Annotated in this window: 20 protein-coding genes; 3 read left to right on the top strand and 17 right to left on the bottom strand. The window is 69.4% G+C overall.

All coding sequences use genetic code 11. The annotated features are described in order from the left end of the window. Positions 1-51: 51 nt before the first annotated feature. Complete coding sequence (locus HII36_RS22210) at positions 52-540, bottom strand: hypothetical protein (RefSeq protein WP_173525153.1); 489 nt, start codon at positions 538-540, stop codon at positions 52-54. A gap of 509 nt (positions 541-1049) precedes the next feature. Between HII36_RS22210 and HII36_RS22215 the strand changes: the two genes are divergently transcribed. Continuing rightward, positions 1050-1433 (top strand): hypothetical protein, encoded by a 384-nt coding sequence (locus HII36_RS22215; protein ID WP_217369820.1) that lies wholly within the window; start codon positions 1050-1052, stop codon positions 1431-1433. Then, a complete protein-coding gene (locus HII36_RS59260) occupies positions 1360-1575 on the top strand; it encodes a hypothetical protein (protein ID WP_217369815.1) in 216 nt (71 codons plus the stop codon). The genes HII36_RS22215 and HII36_RS59260 overlap by 74 nt, the downstream gene beginning before the upstream one ends. A 605-nt stretch (positions 1576-2180) precedes the next feature. Here the strand turns inward: HII36_RS59260 and HII36_RS22220 are convergent. The 15 genes from HII36_RS22220 to HII36_RS22290 form a co-directional block, all read right to left on the bottom strand. Beyond that, positions 2181-3197, bottom strand: a complete 1017-nt coding sequence (locus HII36_RS22220; protein WP_173525154.1) for a hypothetical protein — start codon at positions 3195-3197, stop codon at positions 2181-2183. Positions 3198-3201: 4 nt separating this feature from the next. Further along, entirely contained in the window at positions 3202-3780 is a 579-nt protein-coding gene (locus HII36_RS22225) for a hypothetical protein (protein ID WP_173525155.1), read from the bottom strand. Then, positions 3777-4961 (bottom strand): CHAT domain-containing protein, encoded by a 1185-nt coding sequence (locus tag HII36_RS22230; protein WP_328807823.1) that lies wholly within the window; start codon positions 4959-4961, stop codon positions 3777-3779. Before HII36_RS22230 ends, HII36_RS22225 begins: the two co-directional genes overlap by 4 nt. Before the next feature lie 5 nt (positions 4962-4966). After that, positions 4967-7072 (bottom strand): hypothetical protein, encoded by a 2106-nt coding sequence (locus HII36_RS22235; protein ID WP_173525157.1) that lies wholly within the window; start codon positions 7070-7072, stop codon positions 4967-4969. A 7-nt stretch (positions 7073-7079) separates the two neighbouring features. After that, entirely contained in the window at positions 7080-8729 is a 1650-nt protein-coding gene (locus tag HII36_RS22240; RefSeq protein ID WP_173525158.1) for a hypothetical protein, read from the bottom strand. Between the two features lie 378 nt (positions 8730-9107). Beyond that, positions 9108-9761 (bottom strand): 3'-5' exonuclease, encoded by a 654-nt coding sequence (locus HII36_RS22245; protein WP_173525159.1) that lies wholly within the window; start codon positions 9759-9761, stop codon positions 9108-9110. Continuing rightward, positions 9758-10426 carry a hypothetical protein gene (locus HII36_RS22250; protein ID WP_173525160.1) on the bottom strand — a complete coding sequence of 223 codons (669 nt, stop codon included), beginning with the start codon at positions 10424-10426 and terminating at the stop codon, positions 9758-9760. Before HII36_RS22250 ends, HII36_RS22245 begins: the two co-directional genes overlap by 4 nt. 72 nt (positions 10427-10498) lie before the next feature. Next, positions 10499-10897: a hypothetical protein gene (locus HII36_RS22255; protein WP_173525161.1), complete on the bottom strand. Its 399-nt coding sequence runs from the start codon at positions 10895-10897 to the stop codon at positions 10499-10501. A gap of 20 nt (positions 10898-10917) precedes the next feature. Then, entirely contained in the window at positions 10918-12963 is a 2046-nt protein-coding gene (gene fxlM / locus HII36_RS22260; RefSeq protein ID WP_173525162.1) for a methyltransferase, FxLD system, read from the bottom strand. A gap of 66 nt (positions 12964-13029) precedes the next feature. Next, positions 13030-14094: a lanthionine synthetase C family protein gene (locus HII36_RS22265; RefSeq protein WP_173525163.1), complete on the bottom strand. Its 1065-nt coding sequence runs from the start codon at positions 14092-14094 to the stop codon at positions 13030-13032. Next, entirely contained in the window at positions 14091-16124 is a 2034-nt protein-coding gene (locus tag HII36_RS22270) for a lantibiotic dehydratase family protein (protein ID WP_173525164.1), read from the bottom strand. Before HII36_RS22270 ends, HII36_RS22265 begins: the two co-directional genes overlap by 4 nt. A gap of 71 nt (positions 16125-16195) precedes the next feature. Further along, on the bottom strand, positions 16196-16384 hold the full coding sequence (locus HII36_RS22275; RefSeq protein WP_173525165.1) for an FxLD family lanthipeptide: 189 nt from the start codon (positions 16382-16384) through the stop codon (positions 16196-16198). 144 nt (positions 16385-16528) lie between these two features. Further along, positions 16529-16933, bottom strand: coding sequence for a hypothetical protein (locus HII36_RS22280; protein WP_173525166.1), 405 nt, complete (start codon positions 16931-16933; stop codon positions 16529-16531). Between the two features lie 11 nt (positions 16934-16944). Then, complete coding sequence (locus tag HII36_RS22285) at positions 16945-17157, bottom strand: hypothetical protein (RefSeq protein ID WP_173525167.1); 213 nt, start codon at positions 17155-17157, stop codon at positions 16945-16947. A gap of 800 nt (positions 17158-17957) precedes the next feature. Next, entirely contained in the window at positions 17958-18758 is an 801-nt protein-coding gene (locus tag HII36_RS22290) for an SAM-dependent methyltransferase (protein ID WP_173525168.1), read from the bottom strand. Positions 18759-18940: 182 nt separating this feature from the next. Between HII36_RS22290 and HII36_RS22295 the strand changes: the two genes are divergently transcribed. Next, positions 18941-20374, top strand: a complete 1434-nt coding sequence (locus HII36_RS22295; RefSeq protein WP_173525169.1) for a hypothetical protein — start codon at positions 18941-18943, stop codon at positions 20372-20374. On the opposite strand, the gene HII36_RS22300 is transcribed toward HII36_RS22295, so the two are convergent. Next, a complete protein-coding gene (locus HII36_RS22300) occupies positions 20371-21378 on the bottom strand; it encodes an NAD-dependent epimerase/dehydratase family protein (protein ID WP_173525170.1) in 1008 nt (335 codons plus the stop codon). The genes HII36_RS22295 and HII36_RS22300 overlap by 4 nt on opposite strands. Positions 21379-21548: the final 170 nt, after the last annotated feature.

A 21548-nucleotide genomic window follows, 5' to 3' on the forward strand; every position in this document is an offset into this window, starting at 1 on the left:
GGATTCTCGGCCACCTGGTGCACGTAGGCCACGCCGGACCGCTGAGGCCCGCTACTCCTCCAGCGGTGCGGTCGTGGCTGCCCTGAACCGTTCATGGGCGGCCTGCTTGGAGATGCCGATTGCCTCTCCCACCTCGGCCCAAGTGGCGCCGGCTTCCTTGGCTCCGGCGACGGCCTGGTCGAGCAGGGTGCGTTGCCAGCTCTCCACCTGGCTGAGCAGGGTGAGGGCGGCGAGCGGACGCTCACCGGCCAGCTGTACGATCCGCTCGCACAGCAGGTTCGATTTGATCACGAGCTCCACGGGAGGGGCGGCGGCGGCGAGGGGCGGGACATGCCTGCTCCACCACCGATACTCCGCTTCCTTCGCTCCCTCCGGCGTGGCCGGAAAGCGGCGCCGGTCGGCCCATCCGCAAGAACATGTTGCCTGGTAACCGATGAAGGTCTTGGTGAAGGCGCTCGCGGAAGAGGCCAACTCGCCGTTAGGGAGTACTGGCGCGGCGAAGCCTTTGTGGTTGGGGATGTCAGGGGACTCGAACGTCATAATCGTCAAGGATTCCTGACGGCTAGGGGTCTATGCAAGTGCTGTGGCGCGTTGAATGCGATCACCGAAACCAGGCAGGTTCGAAGACAACGTCTTGTGAACGGGGCTGCGACCGTGCTCTATGCCGCGTTGCGGACGAAGGAGGCAGCGGAGCGCCGATCGCCCCCGGCCATAGATGGCGCTTGTTCGGCCGATAGCTGGGGGCGTCATGAAGACCCGGTAGCTGGTGTTGATCAGCCGGTCCAGGAGCGACTCGGCGATGACGGGGTTGGGGAACATCGCCGCCTGGGCCAACCAGCTCGACAACCCGACCAAGTCGGAGAAGATGTGAACGCGATACCAGCACTCGCCGGCCAGGTCATGCGGGTCGTCGACACTCTCACGGACGACATCCGGCCCACGCTCCTCACCGCGGGATGTCTGGCAACCTGTACCGCTTCACAACTCATCGCGTGGTGCTTGATCTGCGGTTTTGACCTCCAGGCGCCGCGCAGGCAAGATCGCGGTCTGTGTCGGTTCGTCTGCTGTATCTGACCTTGATCCGGATGTTCGGCCGGCTGGTGTTGCTGGGCCGTGGTCAAGCGTCCAAAGACGCCGAGATCATGGTGCTCCGCCATGAGATGGCGGTATTGAAGCGTCAGGTCGGCCGGCCGAAGCCGGACTGGGCCGAGCGGGCGGTCCTGGCGGCCTTGGCCCGCTTCCTACCGACGGTGCTGCGAGCTCATCGGCTGGTCACCCCCGGTACCTTGCTCGCCTGGCATCGCCGTTTGATCAAACAGGCGTGGACCTATCCCCCGCGCCGGCCGTCCCGGAACAACCATGGAAGTCCGGGAACTGGTCCTCCGTCTGGCACCCGAGAACCCGAGGTGGAGGTATCGGCGGGTACACGGTGAGCTGGTCCGACTCGGCCTTCATGTCAGTGAAGCGACCGTAAGACGGATCCTGCGTTCGCGCCGACGGTCCGGCTCCCCGAAGCTTGGACACCTCCTGGCGGACGTTCCTACGCGTGCAAGCGAAAGGACTGTTGGCCTGTGACTTCTTCCACGTCGACACGATCTTCCTGAAGCGTCTGTACGTGTTGTTCTTGATGGAGGTGGAAACACGGCGCGTGCACGTCCAACCCCAGCCGAAGGCGCCGACGCACAATCAGTGCAGCGCTCGCCAGCATGACGAGCAGCCCGAACGCCAGCGCAGCGCCGACCGGCCTGCGCGTATCCGACGAAGCCCCCGTCCGCTGCCCATCTCCCTCGCGGCGCCCACTCGCCGCGACCGCCGGTCTGGACGGCTTCTCCCTCGGGTTCGGGCCCTCGGGCGTCGAGCGCACCCGCGGCTTCGGAGACGGTGCCGTCTTCGCCGGCACACGCCGTGACTCCGCCAGCCGCGAACCCCAGACGCCATAGAGGAGGCTGGATACAAGCAGATGTACAGAGACTGACAAACGCATGCGCCGTCGGTTACGGCCTTCCCGCACGGGAATGGACGGGGATCAACCGGCGGCCGCAGACTGTGGACGTACTACTTCGCGGCGAAGGCTGGCGACCGGACATCTGGAGAGCGTCTGATCGAGCCGGGCCACCAGCACGGGCTCGCAACTCCCCCGAGTATTCGTTCCCTGGTGGGAACGCCTGATCGTATGTGGATCATTGCAGCAGTACGGCGCCGAGGGTGCTCGTGGCGAGGAAGGCTGTGAGGACGACGGCTGTCGGAGGGAGCGCCCGGCGGGGAGGCTCGGGCGGGTCGTTCGAGACCGGCTCTTCAGGCGGAAGGTTCGCGGCGGCGTGGAAAGTTGCGGCGAGGGGGATGCCGCGATACCAGTGGCGGGCCAGAGCTTGCCAGACAAGACGTTCATCGTCGTCTGCCGTGTCCTGCCGGCCGATCGCTGTGAGCAGGAGAGCACGGTGAACGTCGAAGGTGACCTTGACCTGCTGGCCGTAGAGCCGTGCGCTGGGCAGAGCGGCCCGGTAGGCGAGGAGTGCGACGGCGCCGCCGGTGGAGTGGCAAAGGAGGAACAGGCTGGGGGCGGCGCCGGCGAAGAGCAGGAAGATCCCGGAGGCGGCGCTGTAGACGGCGGCGAGGGCGGAGATGGTGAGGAAGAACTCCAGTTCGGTGCGGGCGGCGACGAGCGTCCTGCGTTGCTCTTCAGGGAGTAACGGATACAGGCGCGGCCATACGACGACGGCGTCGAGGCCGTAGCGGTCCTCGGGATGGAGTTCGGCGTTCTTGAGTATGTTGCCGAGACGAGTCGGCATGATCTCGCCGGGGTCGCTGGGATAGCCGGCGTGGAGCCGGGCGTAGTCCGCGTCGTCGCCGGGATCGAGGGCGGCTGAGCGGTGGCGGTGCCAGCGCAGGCCGAGTGCCCGCAGAGGACGACCGACGAGGCCGGGCCAATAGCCCTCGTAGAGCCGGACGAGCGTGGTCGCGGCGCTGGCCAGCCACGCGGCGGCGAGGAGCGCGACGATGAGGAACGTCAGGACGTGAACGGTCTTGATGGTGGCGTCCTGGCGCTGCCAGGTGGTCATCGCGGCGACGACTCCGCCGCGCGCGGCCGCCACGGTGAGGAGACAGCAGCCGAGGAATGCCAGCACGGGCAGCAGGCCGTTGAGGAAGAAGCGGCGGTCGAGCAGTCCACCGGCCTCTTTGACGACGGTACCGAGCACGTCCTCAGCCGCCCGTCCGCAGCCGGTGGCGGGGCGGTTCCTGGCGCTGGCACCAGGGTGGCGCGCCGTGCCGGTATTGGGCGAGCCGGTTGAGATGTCCGCATCCGGGTTCCTGGCAGATGATGGGTGCCAGGCCGGTCCGCGGTTGTCCGGGAAGGGTCGTATCACCGAGGCCGCCCCCTCCGGCCATGACGGGTGCCGGTGGCCTGAAGTCCGGTGAGGCGAGGTGGGCGGCGATCACCTCGGCCGGGACGACCCCGACGCTCCGTTCGTCGTCCCGCAGGACGAGGTACGCGGCGTCGAGGTCGAGCAGGGTGACGGAGGGGGAGGCGGCGAACTCGGCGAAGGTCATGTCGGCGTCCACCTCGATGACGGGTGCGAGGCCCGGCACAGCCGAGCGCAGGTCGGGAGCGGCGAGGTCGATCAGGTCGGCGTGGCGGACGGCCGCGACCGGATGTCCGGCGTCATCGTGGACGATCCCGAGGCTGCCGGACTTCAGAGCCTTGCGGGCAGCTTCGACTTCCATGTGCCACGGCAGGGCGGTGAAGAAGCCGTCGGCCTCGGACAGCAGCGTCGGGTTCATCGCCAGTCTCCAACCAGTACGAATGCGGCCCAATAATAGGGATCACTGTAGATCCGCCGCTGGTAGTCGGGGGGACGATCCGCGGCGGAGGCCGCCCACCTGCTGCGGGTCTCCGCCGCCTGGAGCCTGGCCGCGTGGTCGCCGTGCGGGTCGGCGGCCTCGAGGAGACGGCTGTAGGCGTCGCGGGCCGCGGCGAAGTCGCCGCAACGGAACCGCACGTCGGCGATGTCCTCGGCGTAGGAACCCGGCGCCTGCTCACACCGGCGGATCACCTCGTCGCCGCTGATCGACCGTAGCGTGTTCTGGGCGCGCTGGAGCGCGACGGCTTTCCCGGTGCCGGCCGCGATCTCGTGGTAGAAGTCGGTCATCAGCAGGCTTGTCGACAGTTCGTCGACGGCCCAGAGGGTGACGAGGACCGAGGCCGCCCCGGCGTAGATGAGCGCACGGGTGAGGCCGACGAGTTCGTCGCCGGGGTGGCGGGCGTTGACGCCGCTCTCGCAGGCGCTGAGGGTGACGAGGTCGGCGGGGAGTGAGCGGCTGAGGATGTGCTCGGCGGTGAGCTCGCCGTCGGCGAGGGTGATACCGGAGTGCAGGGGCGCGGTGGGCACGAACGTTCCGTGACAGCCGAAGTGGATGATGCGATGGGGCCCGAGGCGGAGGTCGGTTTCGAGGGCCGTGGAGGTGGCGTGGGGGCCGAGCCGGATGACGGTGTCGTCGGCGAAGATGCGGGCGAGCGCTTCGGCCTGGCGGCGGGCGTGGGGCAGTGGCCGGTCGGAGGCGGAGTCGGCGTAGGCGAGCACGCGGCGCCGCGACGGGTCGTGCTTGGCCTGGCAGTATCCCATGACGGTGGCGCTGGGTGTGGTGCACAGCGGGTTGCGGGCGGCCAGGGGCGCGCCGTCCACGGCGAGCATGCTGAACGGCAGATAGTGCAGCGTGTCGTGCGGGACGATCCAGATGAGGTCGCCGGGCGCGCTGATCTGGGCGAGTGGGGCGGTGAGCGCGGCCAGCGCTCCTTGGGCGGCTGAGGTCTTGCCGGCGTGCACGGCGCCGGCCAGGTCGGTGATGTGGGCGCGCAGGTCGTCGCGGGTGAGAGGGATGCGTTCTGTGCGTGGCTCGTCGGCGTCGGCGTCCGCGAGGAAGAGGAGGGTCTCCCGCTCGGTGACGAAGTACTCGGCCAGCACGGTTCTCAACCGGACTCCTCGGGGCGCAGTAACGTCTTCACTTCGGCGAAGGTGAGCGGGGTGCCCCGGGACAGGCTCACGTACTCATCGCCTGCCAGGTCGACGGCGGCGATGCGGGCCTGGGCCGCCGAGAGGGCCGACAACGCGTCGCGCAGGGCACGCAGCGCGCTCTCGCTGCCCGCGGGGCTGCCAGCGACGGCGAGGGCGGCCCGGCTGTCGGCGACGGCCCGCCGCGCTTCAGCCTCGGCGGCGAGCAGATGGGGTGGGGTGGTGCTGCCGGGCGGGACGGTGGTGCCGAGCAGTTCCAGCAGCTCACGGGAACGGGCTCGCTCGACCAGGACGAACGCTTCCGCGCGCGGTGCTCGCGGCCAGGAATCGCCGTCGCCTCCCGGCGCGTCCAGGAGCAGATCGAGGATGAGAAGTGTGAGACGTTCCACGGCGGCCCCCGTGCTGAGCCGCAACTCATCGTCCAGGATGCGCATCCGGAGCGTCTCATAGACCTCGGCGGCTTGATCGAGTGCATGGTAGGCGCGGGAGGGTGCGGTGCCGTGCTGGGCGCGGCCCAGTTCGAGCAGGACGAAGAACGCGGTGATGAGCTGGTCGCTGGTCCGGAGCAGCTGGGCGGTCTCCAGGAGCAACGCCTCGGCCTTGTCCCGGCGTCCCAGAGCCCACATCCGCAGGCCGCGTGCGGCGCGGTCGCGCGCTTGGCTCGGTGGCCAATCGCTCAAGGCGATGGTGGGGGCGCTTGCGGGGGCGAACATCGTGATGTTGGCGAACGGGCCGGTCGCCAGGTCCATGAGCCGGCCCGTGGTGGCGATCGCCGACCGCTTACGGGGCAGGCCGGCGGCTCGGTACTGCCCCAGGAGGCGGCGGCTGTCGCCCCGGCGCTGCCGTTGGGCGAAGGCTTCGGCCTTCAACTGCGTGGCGAGTTCGGGGTCGCCGAGCTCTTGGTGGACGAGGGAGGCGGCCAGCAGCGCGCGGCGCCGAGCGAGGGGGGTGAGGGCGGGGTCGTGCACGAGCGGGTCGAGGAGGGCGAGGCCGTCGGCGGGCGTCAGGAGGCGGAACAGGTTCTCGCCGCCCGAGCTGAGGTAGGTCGCCACGCTTTCCGCGGCGGCGAGGTCCTGGTGGCCTTCCTGTCGCCAGATGGTGCACGCTTCGGTGAAGGACACCCGGAACTCGTCACGGTGGCCGGTGGCGAAGTAGACGAGGGCTCGGGCGTATGCGCAGTGGGCTCGGGCGAGCCTGAGGCGGCGGCGGGCGCCGGGCGTGCCGGGGATGGCTGATTCCGCACGGTCGAGGAGGGGCAGGGCGGCATCGACCCAGTCGAGCGAACGGAGCCCGGCGCGGCCGGTGAACGCGCTCATCCCGGTGAGATCGAGGGTCATGGCACGGGTCTGCCCGACCGATCGAGCGGCCTCGTGGGCGAGCGTGTGGATGAAGCCGAGGTCGGGACGGCCGGGCCGGCGGAGCACGAAGTCCTTCATCCAGGGCTCCTCAAACAGAGTCCGCCGGTCCTCAGCATCACTGTCGAGGTAGAGGTGGGCGTCATTGGCTCGTGCCTCCCAGCCTGGGGAACGCGACTGGATCGCCATGCCGAGGGAAAGAGGCAGATCGAAGAGGGCCAGCCACAACGCCAGCCACAACAGTCCGGGAGAGGAGGTGAAGAGCGCGGCGTAGAACAACAGGACGCCCTTGTCGAACAGGACCCGGTAGGGGCCGGCCAGCAGCCAGACGACAGGGTGCAGGCGGTGCTTGTAGACCGGCACTGCGATGAACGACATCAGGGTGATGGCGAGGGCGGTCCAGAACTCGTTTCCGTGGAGGGCGGGCAGCGCATCCCACAGCTTGTCGATCAGGTAGCCGAGGAGAAGGCCGGCGAAGATCTGCAGGCTGGCGACGGACAGTTCGCCCCTGAGCCGCGTCCCGCGTGTGACCTCCGTCAGGGTCATGTAGGCGCGGTACTGCAGCAAGTAGTTCGCGGTGACACACAAGGCTGCGGCAATCGTGACGGTCATGCGAACCGGCTGGTCGACGGCCCAGGCGATGGTGCTGATGACCAGGGGCAGGATCGCGGCGTAAAGGTAGAACAGGCGGGCGGAGCGGGGGGTCATCGGCCGATCACCTGGACACCTCCGCGGCGGAGACGGCGTGCAGGTCGGCTGCCTGGCCGGCCAGGACCAAGGCGCTCTCCTCAGGGGTCCAGTTGGATCGCAAGCGGCCTCCGGGCTCGCCTCGCCAGGCGGAGCGCAGCGCGCGGGCCGACACCGGCGGTGGCGCGAGGGTGGGGCCACCGGCGAGGGCGGCTGCGGCCAGAGCGACGCAGGCGCGTAAGACGGGGGTGGTGGTCCCGGTCCGCTGGAGCCGTTCGACGGACCTCGCCGCGTCGGCGGTCCGTCCGAGGCGGACGAGCAGAATGGCGATCATCGTGTGGGCCAGCAGTTCGTGCGCGGGATGGCCGAGGATCATGCGGCGGGTCGCGCAGTCACGCCATTGGCCGCACGCCTGATCCAAGGACGCGGCACGGGTGAGGACGATCGCGCGGCTCCAGGACACGTCCGCGCGAGCGTTGCCGACGGCGAGGGCCAGCCGAGCCCGGTGCTTGACCGGGTAGCGAGGGCTAACCTCGCCATCGACCAGATCGAGGAGTCGATCGGCGAGGTCGGTCCAGCACAGGGCGTCCAGGCCGGTGCGATGGGCGGGATCCCCTGTGCTGTCGCCGCGTGAGGCGAGAGCCGCGCGTTTGGCGAGGGCGCGGATCAGGTTGAGGTCCGGGCGGGCGGGGCGGTTGAGTATCGAGTCTCGCAGCCATTTCCCGGCCAGGGTTCGAGCCCGGTCGGGATCGTCGGTCAGGAAGCTGACCGCGGCCCGGTAGGAGACGGCCATAGGAAAGGTTCGTCCGCGGCCGGCTGCCAGAGTCGCGGTCTCCGCCGCGGCCAGGAGCAGGGCCGCGGCGGCGAGCCCGGGACGCGAGTGGAGAGCCGCCACGGCGACAGCCGCGAATCCGCTGGTCAAGGGCAGGCGGATCAGCGTCGCAGTGACCACCACGGGTGCGGGCAAGGTGCGGCCCAGGCGTGCGGTCACGTTGAGGAGCAGCCACGGAACGCTCGCCCAGGCGGCGAGGATCAGCCCTCCGGCGACACCGGTAGGGCCACCGCTCCACAGCTTCGCGCAGGCCGCGCCGACAGGCCCGGTCGCCACCACGACGATGCCGCAGCGCAGCAGCGCGAGGCCTGCCAGGAGGACCAGCCGGGTGTACCTGTCGGGGATGAGCAGGAAGCGCACGTCGGTCCAGGCGGCCTGCACGGCCACGAGAACGGCGGCGGCGGTCAAGGCGGCGCGGTCGGTCAGGCCGAGTCCCTGACCCGCCGCGACCACGGCGGCGAGCGGCGCGAGCCCGCCCAGCAGTCCGGCGGCCCGCCAGAACCACTCGGCCGGCGCGGTGCCCCTGATGACCGGCCCGTACCGGTTCACCATGAGCATCATTCGCCAGATGCCGCTCCGATGCGGCTCGGAGACATGGAGGAACCTGACGATGCCACCCGCGGCCAGCGGCGCCGCCCACGCGTACACGATCAGCGGGTCCAGCGGCCACAGCAAAGCGTAGGCGGCGGCGCCGAGCCCGAGGAAGCTCAGCCCGGCGACGCCGAGGGCGAGCCCGAGGGCGGAGACGAGCACGATACCCGCCGTACCGGCGTTCCCGAGCCGGGCGAGCAGCGGAGCGAACACGGAGGTGACCCCAACGCCGATCGCCCCGAGAAGCACCACCACACCTGGGCTGTACGTGCGGTGAACAGGCCGTGCGATCTCCTTGGTCAGTTGCGAGGGCACCCACCGGCGTTTCAACTCCTGGACGTTCACCAAAGTCACCAGCGCCGCCACAACGGCCACCCCCGGCGTCACCACCAACGCGGTTGCCGCCACAGCCGACCCCCTCCCTGCTGGGCCGACGGTACCGGGATTCCGCCGGCGCATGAGGTCGTTGTCCGGATCCGGCCAGTCATGGTCGGTTGCCCAGGGCTCGTCGAGACGTCTTAGGGCACGGGCCAGTTCTCGTGCGCGAGCGCATGTGACGTCGTGCTGAGGCAGCGACTCGTCGCGGAACGCTGCCTTCATACGGGACGCCGCCGGTTCGAGGCGGACAGTCGGTCAAACATCGAGCGCGATCTGCTCAGCCTTGGCCAGGTGCGGCGGCTTGTCCTGTATACGTATGCCCGCCATTTCGACCAGCTCCTGCGCCGTGGGAGTGGTCGTGGCGGGCAGGTCCTCGACCAGGGCGGGTAGCAGCAGGGCTGCGCCGACCGCGTCCCACAGGGCACGATGCGGTCGGCCGGTGGGGACGAGCTGAGCGACCTGGGCGTTGAGAGCGTACTTTTCCAGTAGCCGCACCAGGTTCCAGCGCTGACACGCGGGGTTGAAGTGGCGGTAGAGCCGGGCCGTGTCGATCAAGGCGGCCGGCTGGACTTGGGGCGGGTGACGGTGCAGCAGGCGCCAGTCCACGCCGATGTTGTGCCCGACGATGATGCGCCGGTCGAGGCGGTCAAGGATCTCTGCCTGGATGTCGTCCAAGGTGGGCGCGGTGGCCAGGCGGTTCCCGGTGAGGTCTCGGGAGATCCACGGGCGGGGCGCGACCGCGCGGCCGGGGTTGACCGTGCTGTCCCAGGCTGCGGCCAGGTTGGGGAAGCCGTTATCCAGGGGGACGATCGCGATCTCCAGGATCTGTTCGCGGTCACGATCCTGACCGCCGGTCCCCTCTAGGTCGAGGGCCACCAGAGGCGCGGTCGTCCACGGCTGAGCTGTCATGTCTTCTCCGATGGGGCAAGGCGGGAGTGTGGGGCCGCGGCGAGCAAAGCGCGCAGGCGTGCTTCTGCGTGATCCATCCCCTTGGTGATGGCGGTCCAGTGGACGTCCGGGATGCTCCCGGTACCAAGCGATGCGGCGGCGATCACGGCGGTGAGGTTCTGGTGCTGCCGGCTGGTCATAAGCGAGCGCATCGCCGGGTGGCCGAGGACGTCGCGGGCGGCGTAGGCGTCGGTGGAGGCCACGTCGATGACTGCCTCGGCCAGCCGGGTGCTGCCCGACGGGGTGTGGCCGGCGGCCACGTCGAGTGTGGTCAGAGCGAGGCGGACCCGGAATGCGGCCGTTGTCGGGTCCTCAGCTGCGAGCAGGCTGAGCGCCTCCCCGACCACACGCTCCAGCTCGTCTTCCGGGCTGGGTTTGATGCCGGGCCGGGTGGCGATGCGCAGGAGCGACGCCACGGTGGCTTCCCACGGCTCGGCCGGCACCGTGGAGTCGATCACCTCGGCCGCTTCGTCAAGGAGCCCCTGTTCCACCAGCGCCATGATCTTGAGTTGGCGGCCGTCCAGCAGGCGGTCGCCGATGCCGCCGTGGGCGGCCATGGCGTCGGCGGCCTCGCTCCGGCGGCCCTGCTGGGCGAGGGCGCGGGCCCCGTCGATGAGCAGCGCCACCCACAGCTCCGTGCAGACCGCACGGTGCTCGTCGCTGCTGCGGGTCAGGGGCGAAAGGTCGACGGTGTGGCCCTAGATCACGGTGCTACCGCGCCGCTGGGCGGCGCGGTAGAGCTGATCGAGTATCTCGTAGGCGGCTTTGCCGTCCCCTTCGCGGATCAGCAGTCGGGCGATGTTGATCAGGGGCATCAGCGACATGACCGCTATGTCCTGAGGCAGATCCCCAGCCTCGGCGAAGACCTTGTGCTGCCTCCAGCACAGGTTCGCGGCCAGGTCGGGCAGGGCGGCGTCGGAGGCGATGAGCGCGGAGATGTTGAGGACTCCGCAGGCGCGGGCCACCAAGTCCCGGTGGTCAGCACCTGCGGGTTCGATGCTCAGCGCGGTGAGATCGGCGATGCGCTCCGGCAGGGGTTTGCCGGGCGGCTTGGTACGGCAGACCAGCGGGATGCGGGCGGCGATCGCAGGGTTCATCACGACGCACTGTGTCCCTTCTACGGCCAATCGACCACGAGGCGGCTGGCGGGTTTGTCGATGATGAAGCGCGGGTCGGCCGCTTTGAGCAGGTCACGGCTGTCGGCGGTGGCCATGCGGAAGCCGGGGGCCGGGGCGTGGTTGCCGTAGTCGCGATCCCATTCCTCGATCGCCGCGGCGACCTGCTCGGCCAGAGTGGCGGCCTGCGGGCCGTGCCCGATGACGCCGATCTCCCAGAAACGTCCCTTGGCGTCCTCGCCTTCGCGGACGGTCAGGTAAGCCAGGCTGTCGCCGTCGAGCGCGGCCATCGAACCCCATCCGAAGTGCGGCGTGAACCCCGGACGGTTGCCCGGCATCCGGGACAGCCCGTTCGGCAGGACGCACGCCAGCCACAAATACACCCACTGCCACGGGTCGCCTTGCCGGAACTCCACCCCGCTGTAGACCGGGTGCGCGGGGATGTCGAGGATCGTGCGCATCGCCTCTCGGTCGACGAGTTGCTCGCCGAAAGTCTCCAGGTGGACATCGCCTTCCCCGTCGAGCTGAACGCGGGTGTAAATGTCGTCGCAGATGCCCTTGCGCAGCGGCACGAAGGTCGCCATCTCGCAGGAGACCGTCTTCCAGGTGTCGCCGTCGCGCTCGAAGGCGAAGGATCGGGAGATGCTGCCGCGGATGCGCATCGGGATGATCAGCCGGCCGTCGCGGGCGAGCTGGTCGAGTACCTGGACCGGGATGTCGCCGGCCCCCACGGTGAACTGGATGCGGTCGTAGGGAGCGTGCTCGGGCAGCCCGGCCGCGCCGTCGCCGAGCACTGCGGTCACGTTGGTGGCCCCGGCGGCTTGCAGGTGCCGTTGCGCGATGTCGACGAGGTCCTGGTCGACGTCGATGGTCCACACCTGGCCGGTCGGGGCGACGAGGTGGCCGAGGAGCGCGGCGTTGTACCCAGTGGCGGCTCCGGCCTCCAGGATGTTCTGTCCTGGCCGCGCGCCCACCTGCTCCAGCTGGGTGGCGACAATGGACGGCGCGGAGATGCACGAGATCATCTCGCCGCCGGCGTCGTGCTTGATCGCCACGGCGTCATCGACGTAGGCGGCCTCGACAGCGGCGTCGGGGATGAACGTGTGGCGCTCGACCGTACGGAACGCCTCGATGATTTCTGGGGTGCGCAGGTGGCCGGAGTCGATGTACTTGGCCACCATGGCCTCGCGCAGCTCGGTGGGGTCGGCGATGGTAGTGATGGTGGTCTCCATCCTGGTGAAGGTAGGTGTTACCGGTGAGGAGGGGCTGGTGGACACGGCCGCCGATGCGGCATCTCCGAAGGCGGCCTGCCGGCCGAGCCAGGCCGCCGCGGCCTGCTCGGCCACGGGCGTGCCGGCCCGGTTGAACGCGAAGATGGCGTGGTGGGCGAGGACGGCGCGCAGCCCTCGCGTCAGATGCCCGGCTTTGGCGAGCCGGGCAAGACGCCGACCGGCGTCCTGGAACGCGGCCACGCGCTCGACCCAGCCCGGTTCGGGGCAGGGCCGCTGGGCGGCGTCGGCGTTCATGAGGCGCCGCATGGCGATGATCGCCGCCGCCCGGCGCGCTCCCATCGGCGGGTCGATCGCCGGGCGGAGGTTGCCGATCTTCGCCCACACGTCGCCGATCTCGAACGCGTCAAGCCCGGCCGCTCGAAATATCGCCGACAGCAGCAGGATGCACCGCTCCCTGCTGTCGGGACTGCCGGTCTCGGCCAGCGCTGCGGGGCTGTCGGCGCACCACACCTCGTGGGCGATGGCCATGCCCTGCGGGCCGCCGAACGCGTCCGTCTCAGGTTCATAGATGCCGCCGGCCCATCCGGCCACCACCTGCTCGGTGACGAGCCGGTCGAGGAGGGCGGCTACGGACTGATCGGTGCGCAGTCGCAGCCCGCCGTCCTTGCGCAGGAAGTGGAAGCGCCGGTTGGCCAGCGCAGCCGAAACCTTGGCCACCGCCTCAGGGCTCACCCCGGCATCGGCGGCAAAGCGGATCGTGGCCTGCCACCACTCCGGCTCGGCCGGCGGGGCCAGATTGTCCTCGTAGCTGTCCATGGTGTTCGAGTCGCTCCTGATCGCTCCGTGTTCGCCGCGTGTTCGTACCGGGTGGTCCAGCGAGAGTCAGTGCAGTAGCAGGGCGCACGTCCAGCCGGTGAGATCCGAGCCCTCCAGCGCTAGTTGCGCCCCGGCGCGCCCTTCCAGAAATCCGGGTTTGGTCAGGTCGCCGAGTCCGGCGGCCAGGCGTTGACGGGTGTGCTGGATGCTCGCGGTGAACCGGCCGGGGATGGCGCTGTCGGCAGCGATGGCGGTGGTGACGGTCAAGATCCCGGCCCAGCCGTGACACAGTGACGCATCGCACACCCGGCTGAGCCGATCTGCGTCGAGCAGCGCCGCCAGTGCCATGTCCTCGGCCTTCTGCCTGCGGGCCGGGTCGCACAGCGCGAGCGCGGTCAGTTGCAGGGCGCGGGCGATCCCCAGATCCCCATAGCACCACGACGGCCGCAAGGGAAGCACCTGCGGTGGTTCGTCGGCGGTGAGCTGGTCGAGGGTGATCCAGTAGGAGCCGCCGAACTTCTCCAGCCACGTCGCGAATGTCTTGATGGCCTCGCGCTGGCCGTCGACGTGGAAGCTGCGGCGAGCGGCCAGCGCCAGCAGAGCCAGCGGACCGGCGATGCCGTGGGCGATGCCGTTGTTGCCATGGCCGCCAGGCACCTTTACCTCGTGTGTGGGGGTGTCCGGCGACCACCACCCCGGCAAGATCCGGTCGTCGGTCTTGACCGGGCTTGCCAGCGACACCAGGTAGGTCAAGACCTCTTCGAGCAGAGGTGAGGAGCCGGTCCGGGTCAGCAGGAGCGTCCCCAGCCCGGTCAGCCCGCTGATGAGGTCGAACTCCGCCAGCGGCGGCAGTCGCCCCTCCTGCTGCCGTCGGCGGGCGGCGGCCAGACGAGCGGTTACCACCCGGTCGACACCTGCCTGCACGTCGCGATCGACGCGCCCGGCGCGGCCGAGGACGAACTCCAGCGCCGGGGCTCCGTGATACAGGCTCGCGTTGGAGCCGATACTGACCCCGCCGGCGACTGCCTCCTGCAGCAGAGGGTGCGCGCCGGCCAGGTCGGCACGCTCGATGTGCAGCAGAGCCTGGCCGAGTGTGCCCTCGGCCAGGGCTTGTGTGGTCAGAGCGCTCATCGCCGTGACTCCAGCGAGACGACGATGCTGTGCGCCCGTCCGCCGTTCCACCCATCGGCATCTGGCGGCGGTGCCTCGAGCAGCACCGCGACTGGTGTCCCGTTCAGGTGCGCGCGCAGCAGGTCCATGTCCATCTCTCGCGTCAGGTCCAGTGGAAGGTGCTGGTCATCGACCGCAAGCATGACCCGCTCGGGCACCCCGGCCCAGCCGCGCCAGGCGTGCAACTGCTCGGCCCACGCCTCCAGATGCGCCGGACGGCCGGGCAGCTTGCGGGCGTGGAGCTGCCAGCGGGCGGCGACCAGGACGGTACGCCGGTAGTGCACGGCCGGGGTGAACGGCAACGTCCACGCGGCGCCCCAGTCGAACCAGGTCACCTGCGCCGTGGCGGCACGGCTGATCTCGGCCAGGAACCGGACCAGCGGCGGCGTGAAGCTGTTCCACAGGAAGTTGATCGCCGTGGGCGCCAGCAACTCCAGGCGCTCCCCCGTCGCAGCCACCGCCAGGTACAGGTGACCGTCGCGAGAGCCGACGACCAAGTCACGGGGATGCAGGACGTTCTCGCCCGCGTCTCGATACTCGCCGACGCTGACCAGCTTCGGCAGGACACGCGGAGCACGGGTGAGCAGGTCGGCCTCCGCCCGGGTGGGGTGGAACGACAACTGCGCCGACGTCGCGTCGGGCGCGACGGTGGGCAGGGCGGCGTATCCGGCGGCCAGCTCCGGCAGCAGATGCCAGAACCTCCCGGTCATCGTGCTGGCCGCGCGGGAGACGGTGTGGACGCGCAGCCGGAAGTCGCCCGCGTCGAGCGCCTGCATCGTCCGTGCCTGGACCTGGGCGCACACCTCGAAGTGCGGCGCGGGTACGAGGTTGGTGAACGGCTCGGCCGCGGCGGCCTCCAACTCCTCGATCACGGCCTCGGACAGGATCACCGAACGTTTGCCCTCGACGGCGGCAGTCCCGGCCAGATCCAGCAGCAGCCGGTCACGGCGTGACATCGGCCTCGGCGGCTCCGACAACACGCCGAACCCGTCCGGCAGGCCGAGTCCAACGCTGGGGTCGGTGAGCTGTTCCACCGAGACCTCGGTCCCCTCGCCGAACCGGTCGACGAACCGCTCGATATAGCGCCGCCAGGCCGGGGTACCGGCGGGATGCGTGGCGAGGCGGGCCAGTACCGTCGCCGCGGTCTCGGTCGAGATGGAGACCGTGTCGGGCAGCCGCACCTCGGCGTCCAATCGCATGTCGACCGCTGTGCGCTCGCAGGCTGCGAGAACCGGGGCCGGCACGACGGCGGCCGGGTTGGTGATGGTGGCGGCGGCACGTAGCCGGGAGCGCAGCAGCCGCGTGCGCAGCAGGTCGGTGACCAGCTCCGCGCGGCGGCGGGATTCGATGTGCGGGAACTCGGCGGCGAGTTTGCCGAGCAGGGCCGCGTGCGGGATCGGGGAGCCGGCCGCCTGCAGCACCAGTTCCACTGCCGTCGTCGATGCCAGGGTGAACTCGTCCGCTCCCTCGGCTGGGACGTGAACGCGGCCGTCGAAGACGCGGGCGAGGTTGTTCACGCACACCTCGACGTCGGCCATCCCGTCTTCGCTGGTCTCCCACGCGGTGATCGCCGAGTCCAAGGCTGTCGGGTCGGGCCGGTGGACGGCCTCGTGTGCATCTCCGATACGCACGAGTGAGCTGTCGCCGAACTCGATCAGGGCGACCCCGGCGAACAGGCCGAACGGGGTGGAGCGGTGCGCGTAGCGCAGGGCGTACCGGGCCATGGCGAGCGCGGCGCGTCGGGCACGGCGCACGTTGTTCACCCGACCGTCGAGCACAGCCCGAACCTGACGGGCCAGATCCGGGCTGGCGTTGGCGACCGCCTGCCGGAAAGACTCATCTGTCCACACCGCAGACAGCCACGACCGCCATCGCTCCATCGAGCAGCCGGGCTCTGGCCAGTCCGGAAGGCGAGGTGGGGTCGGATGGATCGCGGCGCGCAGCATCGCGGTGCCGGTGCACCGATACCGTCTGATCCGCGTCCGTGTCATCGTGTTCACTCCGTTCCTACTCCCGGGGCGCAGGCCCGGGCCCGTTACGGGGACCCGGGCCGATGGCCGGGCTATGACGTGGTGCAGGCGCTCGGGCAGGAGCTGCCGCACGTATCACCAGTGCCGCACCTCAGCCACGTGTTGGCCGCCGGGGTGTTCTCCGTAAGCTTGATGTCGAGGTCGAACGGGTCGAACGCAGCTTCCTCAAGGGCTACGGCGCCCGCCCGGCCGGTGTTCGGCTCGATGGTCGAAGTGCTCATGACTTCTGCTCCTGTTCTTCGATGGGGTGTTTCCGAGGGGAGGGCACCTGTTGCCCGTCTCCGTCTTCCTCCTCGACCGGCCACGACCCACATGTGCGGCCCGGTGGCTGGGCAAGGTTTCGGTGTAGGGGGAGGCTGCACTCGTCATGGCGGCTCCAGAGCGGGCAGGCCGAGTTGCCGAAGCCGAAGCTGGTACTTCGTGGGAAGGGCAGCCACATCCACAGAGGGCTCTACCGCCTGGGTCAGCGGCCTGGTCATCACCCGGATGCAGGCAGCTCCGTAGGTGGCCTCATCAGGCAGACAGGCCATCCACTGGCCATCCGGCCTGCAGAAGTAGTGAATCTCCATCCGCTTGGGCCCCGCCATCTCCCGCCCCCGCGCCTCCAGTTGGCAGGCGACGCTCTCCCCGAGCTTGGTGAGCGCCACCTTGGCGGACTCCTGCGGACCGCGATCCGGAACGACCTCGAAAACGAGCTGCAGAAGCAGGTCGTTCGACGACACATGGATGATGGGCAGGCAGCCGGAGAGCTGGGAGAGTTCGGGGAGCATCGACTATTCCTTCACCGACTCGATAGGCGCCCAGATGCCGCCGAACCGAGGCATTGATCACCCTGTTCGTGGCCGCCGAGCAGGACCGGTTCACCCGAGGCAGAGCCGCTGGCTCCGGGCGCTCGGCGGCCATCAAGGTTCACCGGCTCGTGCCAGACGTCTTCGCTCAGCACCCACTCCACCAGGGCTTCGGCCGCATGCAGCGCGCCGAGGTCATCGGCCATCAACGGCTCAACGGCGTGTGGCCCCTGGTAGAAGGCACAGTGCATCCTGCGCCATACCAGCTCTACTTCCAGCCAGAGGCCCGGCGTGGGGACGGCTGGTACGAGTGCGGGCTGGGCCATGGTGGGGTCCTCCGGTGCGAGAAGGTCAACGACAGCGACTTGGGGCGGCGGGCTGCGCAGCGTGGGGCAGGCCGGGACGGGCTGACCGCGGAGGGGTCCCGGCCCGCGCCAAGACGTGGCCAGGCACCGCATGCGGACGAACGCCTGTCTCGCCGCGTCTGGTCTCATCGCCCGCGTCTCTCGCGGCTGGCGCGGACGGCGTGTCGTCGAGGCAGGTGGGCGGTACCGGCATCCCCTGACCGGGCATGGAGCGCCACAGCCGGTGCACCTCCTTGCCCATCCGGTGGATCAGCACCAGCTGATGATCCGCCTCCACCTGCAGGCCGCCCGGAGGGCAGTACCCCCGGTAGAAGGCGATCAGGGCGCGGTCCCGGCGCGAGTACATGAGGAGCCAGTCGCGAAAGCGCGGCTGGTGCTCCCTGACGAATTGGAGGCCGTAGGCGTCGGCTTCGGGGTCGGTCACCCAGGACATCATCGTGATCGGCTCCGGATGAAGGCGGTGGTTGTGGGGGGTGACGCGGGCCGGACCCCTGGCGGTAGTAATGGGGTCCGACCGGCGCCGCTGGTGCGGGACGGCGGGGAGACGACACCGGGCCGTCCGCACGGCGCGCGACCGTCCAGCCTGGGTGTGGCTGCGAGGCCGGCCGCGCCGGACTGTCACAGTCGTAAGGCGACCGCGATCAAGAAGTGCGGGCGTCCCGGATGGGTATGCGCTCAAGGCCGGACGGTATGAAGTCGATCGTCCGGGCCAAGCCAGGGTCCTCGACGCTGAACAGCTCCAGCAGCCTGCTGATCTCCTGACGGGTGCGGACGTGGATCCGCACTCCGTGCAGCCGGTAGTACTTCTCCTGCCCGGCGGTCACCTGTGCCTCGTTGAGTCCTTCGCCGGTCACGTGCGTGAGCACCACCTTGCTGCCGGGAGCCAGGCACGTGTACAGCACGTCCATCAGGTGGCGGGCGTCCTCGTCCCCAAGGAAATGCACGACGGCGCCGAGAACGACGGCGACGGGCCGAGCCATCGACAGGTGCATGTGCATGAGGCGGGCGACCGTCTCCGGTTGCCGGAGATCCTCCTGCTCGACGCGTACGCCGTGGTGGTGCAGCATGGCCCGGCAGTAGGTGACCACCAGCCTGTCGCTGTCCAGCGCCAACCACCGCAGGTCTGGCTGGAACCGGGCGGCGACATCCACCAGGTTCGGCAGCCGGAGCACGTCGGTGCCGGAGAGCGGCTTACCGCATCCCAAGTCCGCCCACTGATCGAAGCCCTGCTGGGCGAGGTAGCTCACGGCACGGGCCAGCGCGGCAGCGTTCTCCTGGACGACCTCGTCCACCCCCGGGATCGCCTCCTGGAGCTGTCGCGCCGCCGCCCGCTGATGGAAAGTCGTTTCCTTATCAGCGCCGCGCAACGCAGCGTAGGTGTGCGACGGCGTCGGCGCGGTCGGGTCGTAGATGTGACCGAGCGGCGGGGTGTCGGTTGTCATTGCAGTGGCCTCGGATATCGCCTCGACGGCAGGTCACATCATCGTGACCTCCCGTAAACCGGCGTCGTAATGACGGCGCATTGCCTTCTTCGCGGGCACACGGCTGCCTTCTCACTGCCTTCTGACTGACGTCTTCTGGTATCCGCCTTCCACCGGGGGTGTGACCGTCTTACGCTCCAGACGTGGCCAGGGCAGACGTCCCGAAGACAGAGACCGTGCTCAGACGGCTTGCCCGTGACCGGCATCTGCTGCGGCATGCCGAGTTCAGCGCCGCGTTCGCCGAGCAGGCCCGCGCGCTGGGACTGGGCGTGGTGACGGTATCCGAGCGCCAGTTCTGGCGCTGGATGACCGGCAGAGTCGTCAGCAGGCCCTACCCGCGAACCTGCCTGATACTGGAGAAGCTGTTCGGACACCCCGTGGACGTCCTGCTCTCCGCCGGGGAGAACCACCAGGGCCATCAGCCCAGGACCGACACCAGCAGCGACGACCGGGTGGCCGACCACAAAGCCCTCACATCTACCGAGACCCGGCCAGGCATCCGAGAGGTCCACCCGCACGAGCGACTGCTTGACCTCATGCGCGCGGCCGCAGACGAATCCCGCCAATCCATCCCAGGAACCGAGGCGACTGTGGGGGCAGCCACCATGGAATATCTCGAGCGGGACGTGATCACGCACGCACACATGTACCCCATGTGTTCCCCGCTGGACATCGTTCCCAAGATCATCCAAACTCGGCGTGAGATCGAACAGCACCTGCAACGCACCCGGTGCCCCGACCAACTGGGGCACCTGCAGTTCCTCGCCGGCGTCGCATCGGTGCTGCTGGCCGAGGCGTGCAACGAACTCGGTCAGCACGACCAGGCCGTGGACCATGCGCTAGCGGCCTGGGCATACGCGGACGCGATCGGGCACATCTCACTGGCTGCCCATGCAAGAGGAAAGCAGGCCACCAGTTACTACTGGTCCCAGCGGCCCCACGAAGCCGTCAACACCATCGCCCGAGCCGCGGAAATACGCCCGTCAGGGATGGCCGCCGCCCGGCTGCACAGCATCTCAGCGCGGACGTGGAGCTACGTCGGCAACATCGACCGCACCATCACCGCCGTCCGCGCGGCAACGGACGCTCGCGAGCACGCTCACGGCAGCGACGACCTGCACGACAACATCGGTGGCATCTTCCGCTGGACCGCCGCCCGGGAGCAGCGCTGCCACTCCACCGCCTACCTCCAACTGATCCAAGTCCGCCGAGATGAGATCACCCCCGAAGCGCTGGACCGGCTCACGAACGAAATTCTCGCGCACACACACCGCGCCATGGCCGCATTCCAAGCCGCCCCGCCAGACCAGCAGTCGCCTGCCCTGCGGGCGACAATCTGCCTCGACATGGCAACGGCGCACCTGATCCTCGGCGACGCGTCCAGCGCCGGGGAAGTACTGGCCCCACTCTTCGAGCTGCCGCCCGACAGGCGTACTCACCCGGTGCTCTACCGGCTACACGGGCTGCGCGCCGAACTAAGCACCATGACCTCCTCGAGGCCGGTGCGCGAACTCACCGAGAGCCTGCACGTCTTCGCCACCGGCTCCACGCTCCGTGCTCTGCCTTCTGGCTCCTAGACCGGCCGCGCGTCCCATGCGGCGAGGATCGCCGCCTCGCGCTCGGGAGTGATGCCCAGCCGAGCGGCACGCTCGTGCACCAGAAGCGAGCCACCTTCACAAAGCCACGCCCAGGTATCAGCCACCGTGTCCGCCAGCGGCCGACACACCAGTCCTACTGCGCGCGCTCGAGCAGCGTCCACCTGCCATGTCCCGAGGTAGGGGCGCCATAGCGGCAGTTCCGTCCACTCCCGTACACCCTGGGCTTGGAGAAAATCATGCGGCAGCCACTCAAGGACAGCATCGCTGCCGGTTTCCTTCCGGCAGGCGTCAAGCAGGTCCCCGAACGTCGCGTGCCCGATCGGCGCGGCGATGTTGTACGAGCCTGTCAGGTGACGTTCCGCCGCATCCAGCGCGAACGCCGCCACGTCGCGAACGTCAACGGGCTGGATCGGCCATTGCGGCATCCCCGGAGCCAGTACACGCCCGCCAGCGGCGATCCGGCGCAGCCACCACGGGACACGGCCGACGTACTCACGCGGCCCGAGAATCACGCTGGGCCGCAGCAGAGTCGCGCGGTCCCCGAACACGCTGGAGACGGCCAGCTCGCACCCGGCCTTCTCTCTGCCGTACTCGTCGGTGCGTGACTCGCCCGGCGGCCCGAACAGCTGGTACTGGCGGATAGGCGAGTCATCGTCGAGCGGCTGGGTGGGCCAGTGCTGGTACACGTTGACCGTGGACACGTAGACGTACCGGTCGGTGGCATTGGCCAGAGTACGAGCCGAGATCTCGACCATGGCCGGTTTCATGCCGCTGGTGTCCAGCACAGCGTCCCACGGCCCCTGTGCTGCCAGCTCCGTCATATCCATGGGGTTGGAGCGATCCCCTAGCAGCAGGGTCGCATGTGGAACGCTGGAGCTTGATTTACCACGGGTGAAGGCGGTGACCTGGTGACCGCGCTGGCCGGCTTGCTCGGCCAGCGCCCGGCCCAGAAACCAGCCGCCACCCAGGATCAGCAGTCGCATAACCCGATCCTGACGCATCCCCCCGGTGGCCGGTAGGAGGCGGGAGGGAAGACGGGTTCTTGCCACCTCGGTGTCGCCGGCGCTGACCTCGATTAGATCGGCCGCCTCCAGCCCGACCCCACTCCGCCAAGTCCGTTCTTGGGGAGCCAGCTCACCGTCCTCGGGAAACC

The organism is Nonomuraea antri, assembly GCF_013283785.1.
GTDB lineage: Bacteria > Actinomycetota > Actinomycetes > Streptosporangiales > Streptosporangiaceae > Nonomuraea > Nonomuraea antri.

Bases quoted from the DNA above. Each gene is read 5' to 3' on its own strand.
- HII36_RS22270 (WP_173525164.1), bottom strand. From the start codon at position 16,124: ATGACACGGACGCGGATCAGACGGTATCGGTGCACCGGCACCGCGATG.
- fxlM (WP_173525162.1), bottom strand. From the start codon at position 12,963: ATGGACAGCTACGAGGACAATCTGGCCCCGCCGGCCGAGCCGGAGTGG.
- HII36_RS22255 (WP_173525161.1), bottom strand. From the start codon at position 10,897: ATGAACCCTGCGATCGCCGCCCGCATCCCGCTGGTCTGCCGTACCAAG.
- HII36_RS22300 (WP_173525170.1), bottom strand. From the start codon at position 21,378: ATGCGACTGCTGATCCTGGGTGGCGGCTGGTTTCTGGGCCGGGCGCTG.
- HII36_RS22290 (WP_173525168.1), bottom strand. From the start codon at position 18,758: ATGACAACCGACACCCCGCCGCTCGGTCACATCTACGACCCGACCGCG.
- HII36_RS22285 (WP_173525167.1), bottom strand. From the start codon at position 17,157: ATGGCCGATGACCTCGGCGCGCTGCATGCGGCCGAAGCCCTGGTGGAG.
- HII36_RS22280 (WP_173525166.1), bottom strand. From the start codon at position 16,933: ATGCTCCCCGAACTCTCCCAGCTCTCCGGCTGCCTGCCCATCATCCAT.
- HII36_RS59260 (WP_217369815.1), top strand. From the start codon at position 1,360: ATGGAAGTCCGGGAACTGGTCCTCCGTCTGGCACCCGAGAACCCGAGG.
- HII36_RS22265 (WP_173525163.1), bottom strand. From the start codon at position 14,094: ATGAGCGCTCTGACCACACAAGCCCTGGCCGAGGGCACACTCGGCCAG.
- HII36_RS22210 (WP_173525153.1), bottom strand. From the start codon at position 540: ATGACGTTCGAGTCCCCTGACATCCCCAACCACAAAGGCTTCGCCGCG.
- HII36_RS22225 (WP_173525155.1), bottom strand. From the start codon at position 3,780: ATGAACCCGACGCTGCTGTCCGAGGCCGACGGCTTCTTCACCGCCCTG.
- HII36_RS22275 (WP_173525165.1), bottom strand. From the start codon at position 16,384: ATGAGCACTTCGACCATCGAGCCGAACACCGGCCGGGCGGGCGCCGTA.
- HII36_RS22235 (WP_173525157.1), bottom strand. From the start codon at position 7,072: ATGACCCCCCGCTCCGCCCGCCTGTTCTACCTTTACGCCGCGATCCTG.
- HII36_RS22245 (WP_173525159.1), bottom strand. From the start codon at position 9,761: ATGACAGCTCAGCCGTGGACGACCGCGCCTCTGGTGGCCCTCGACCTA.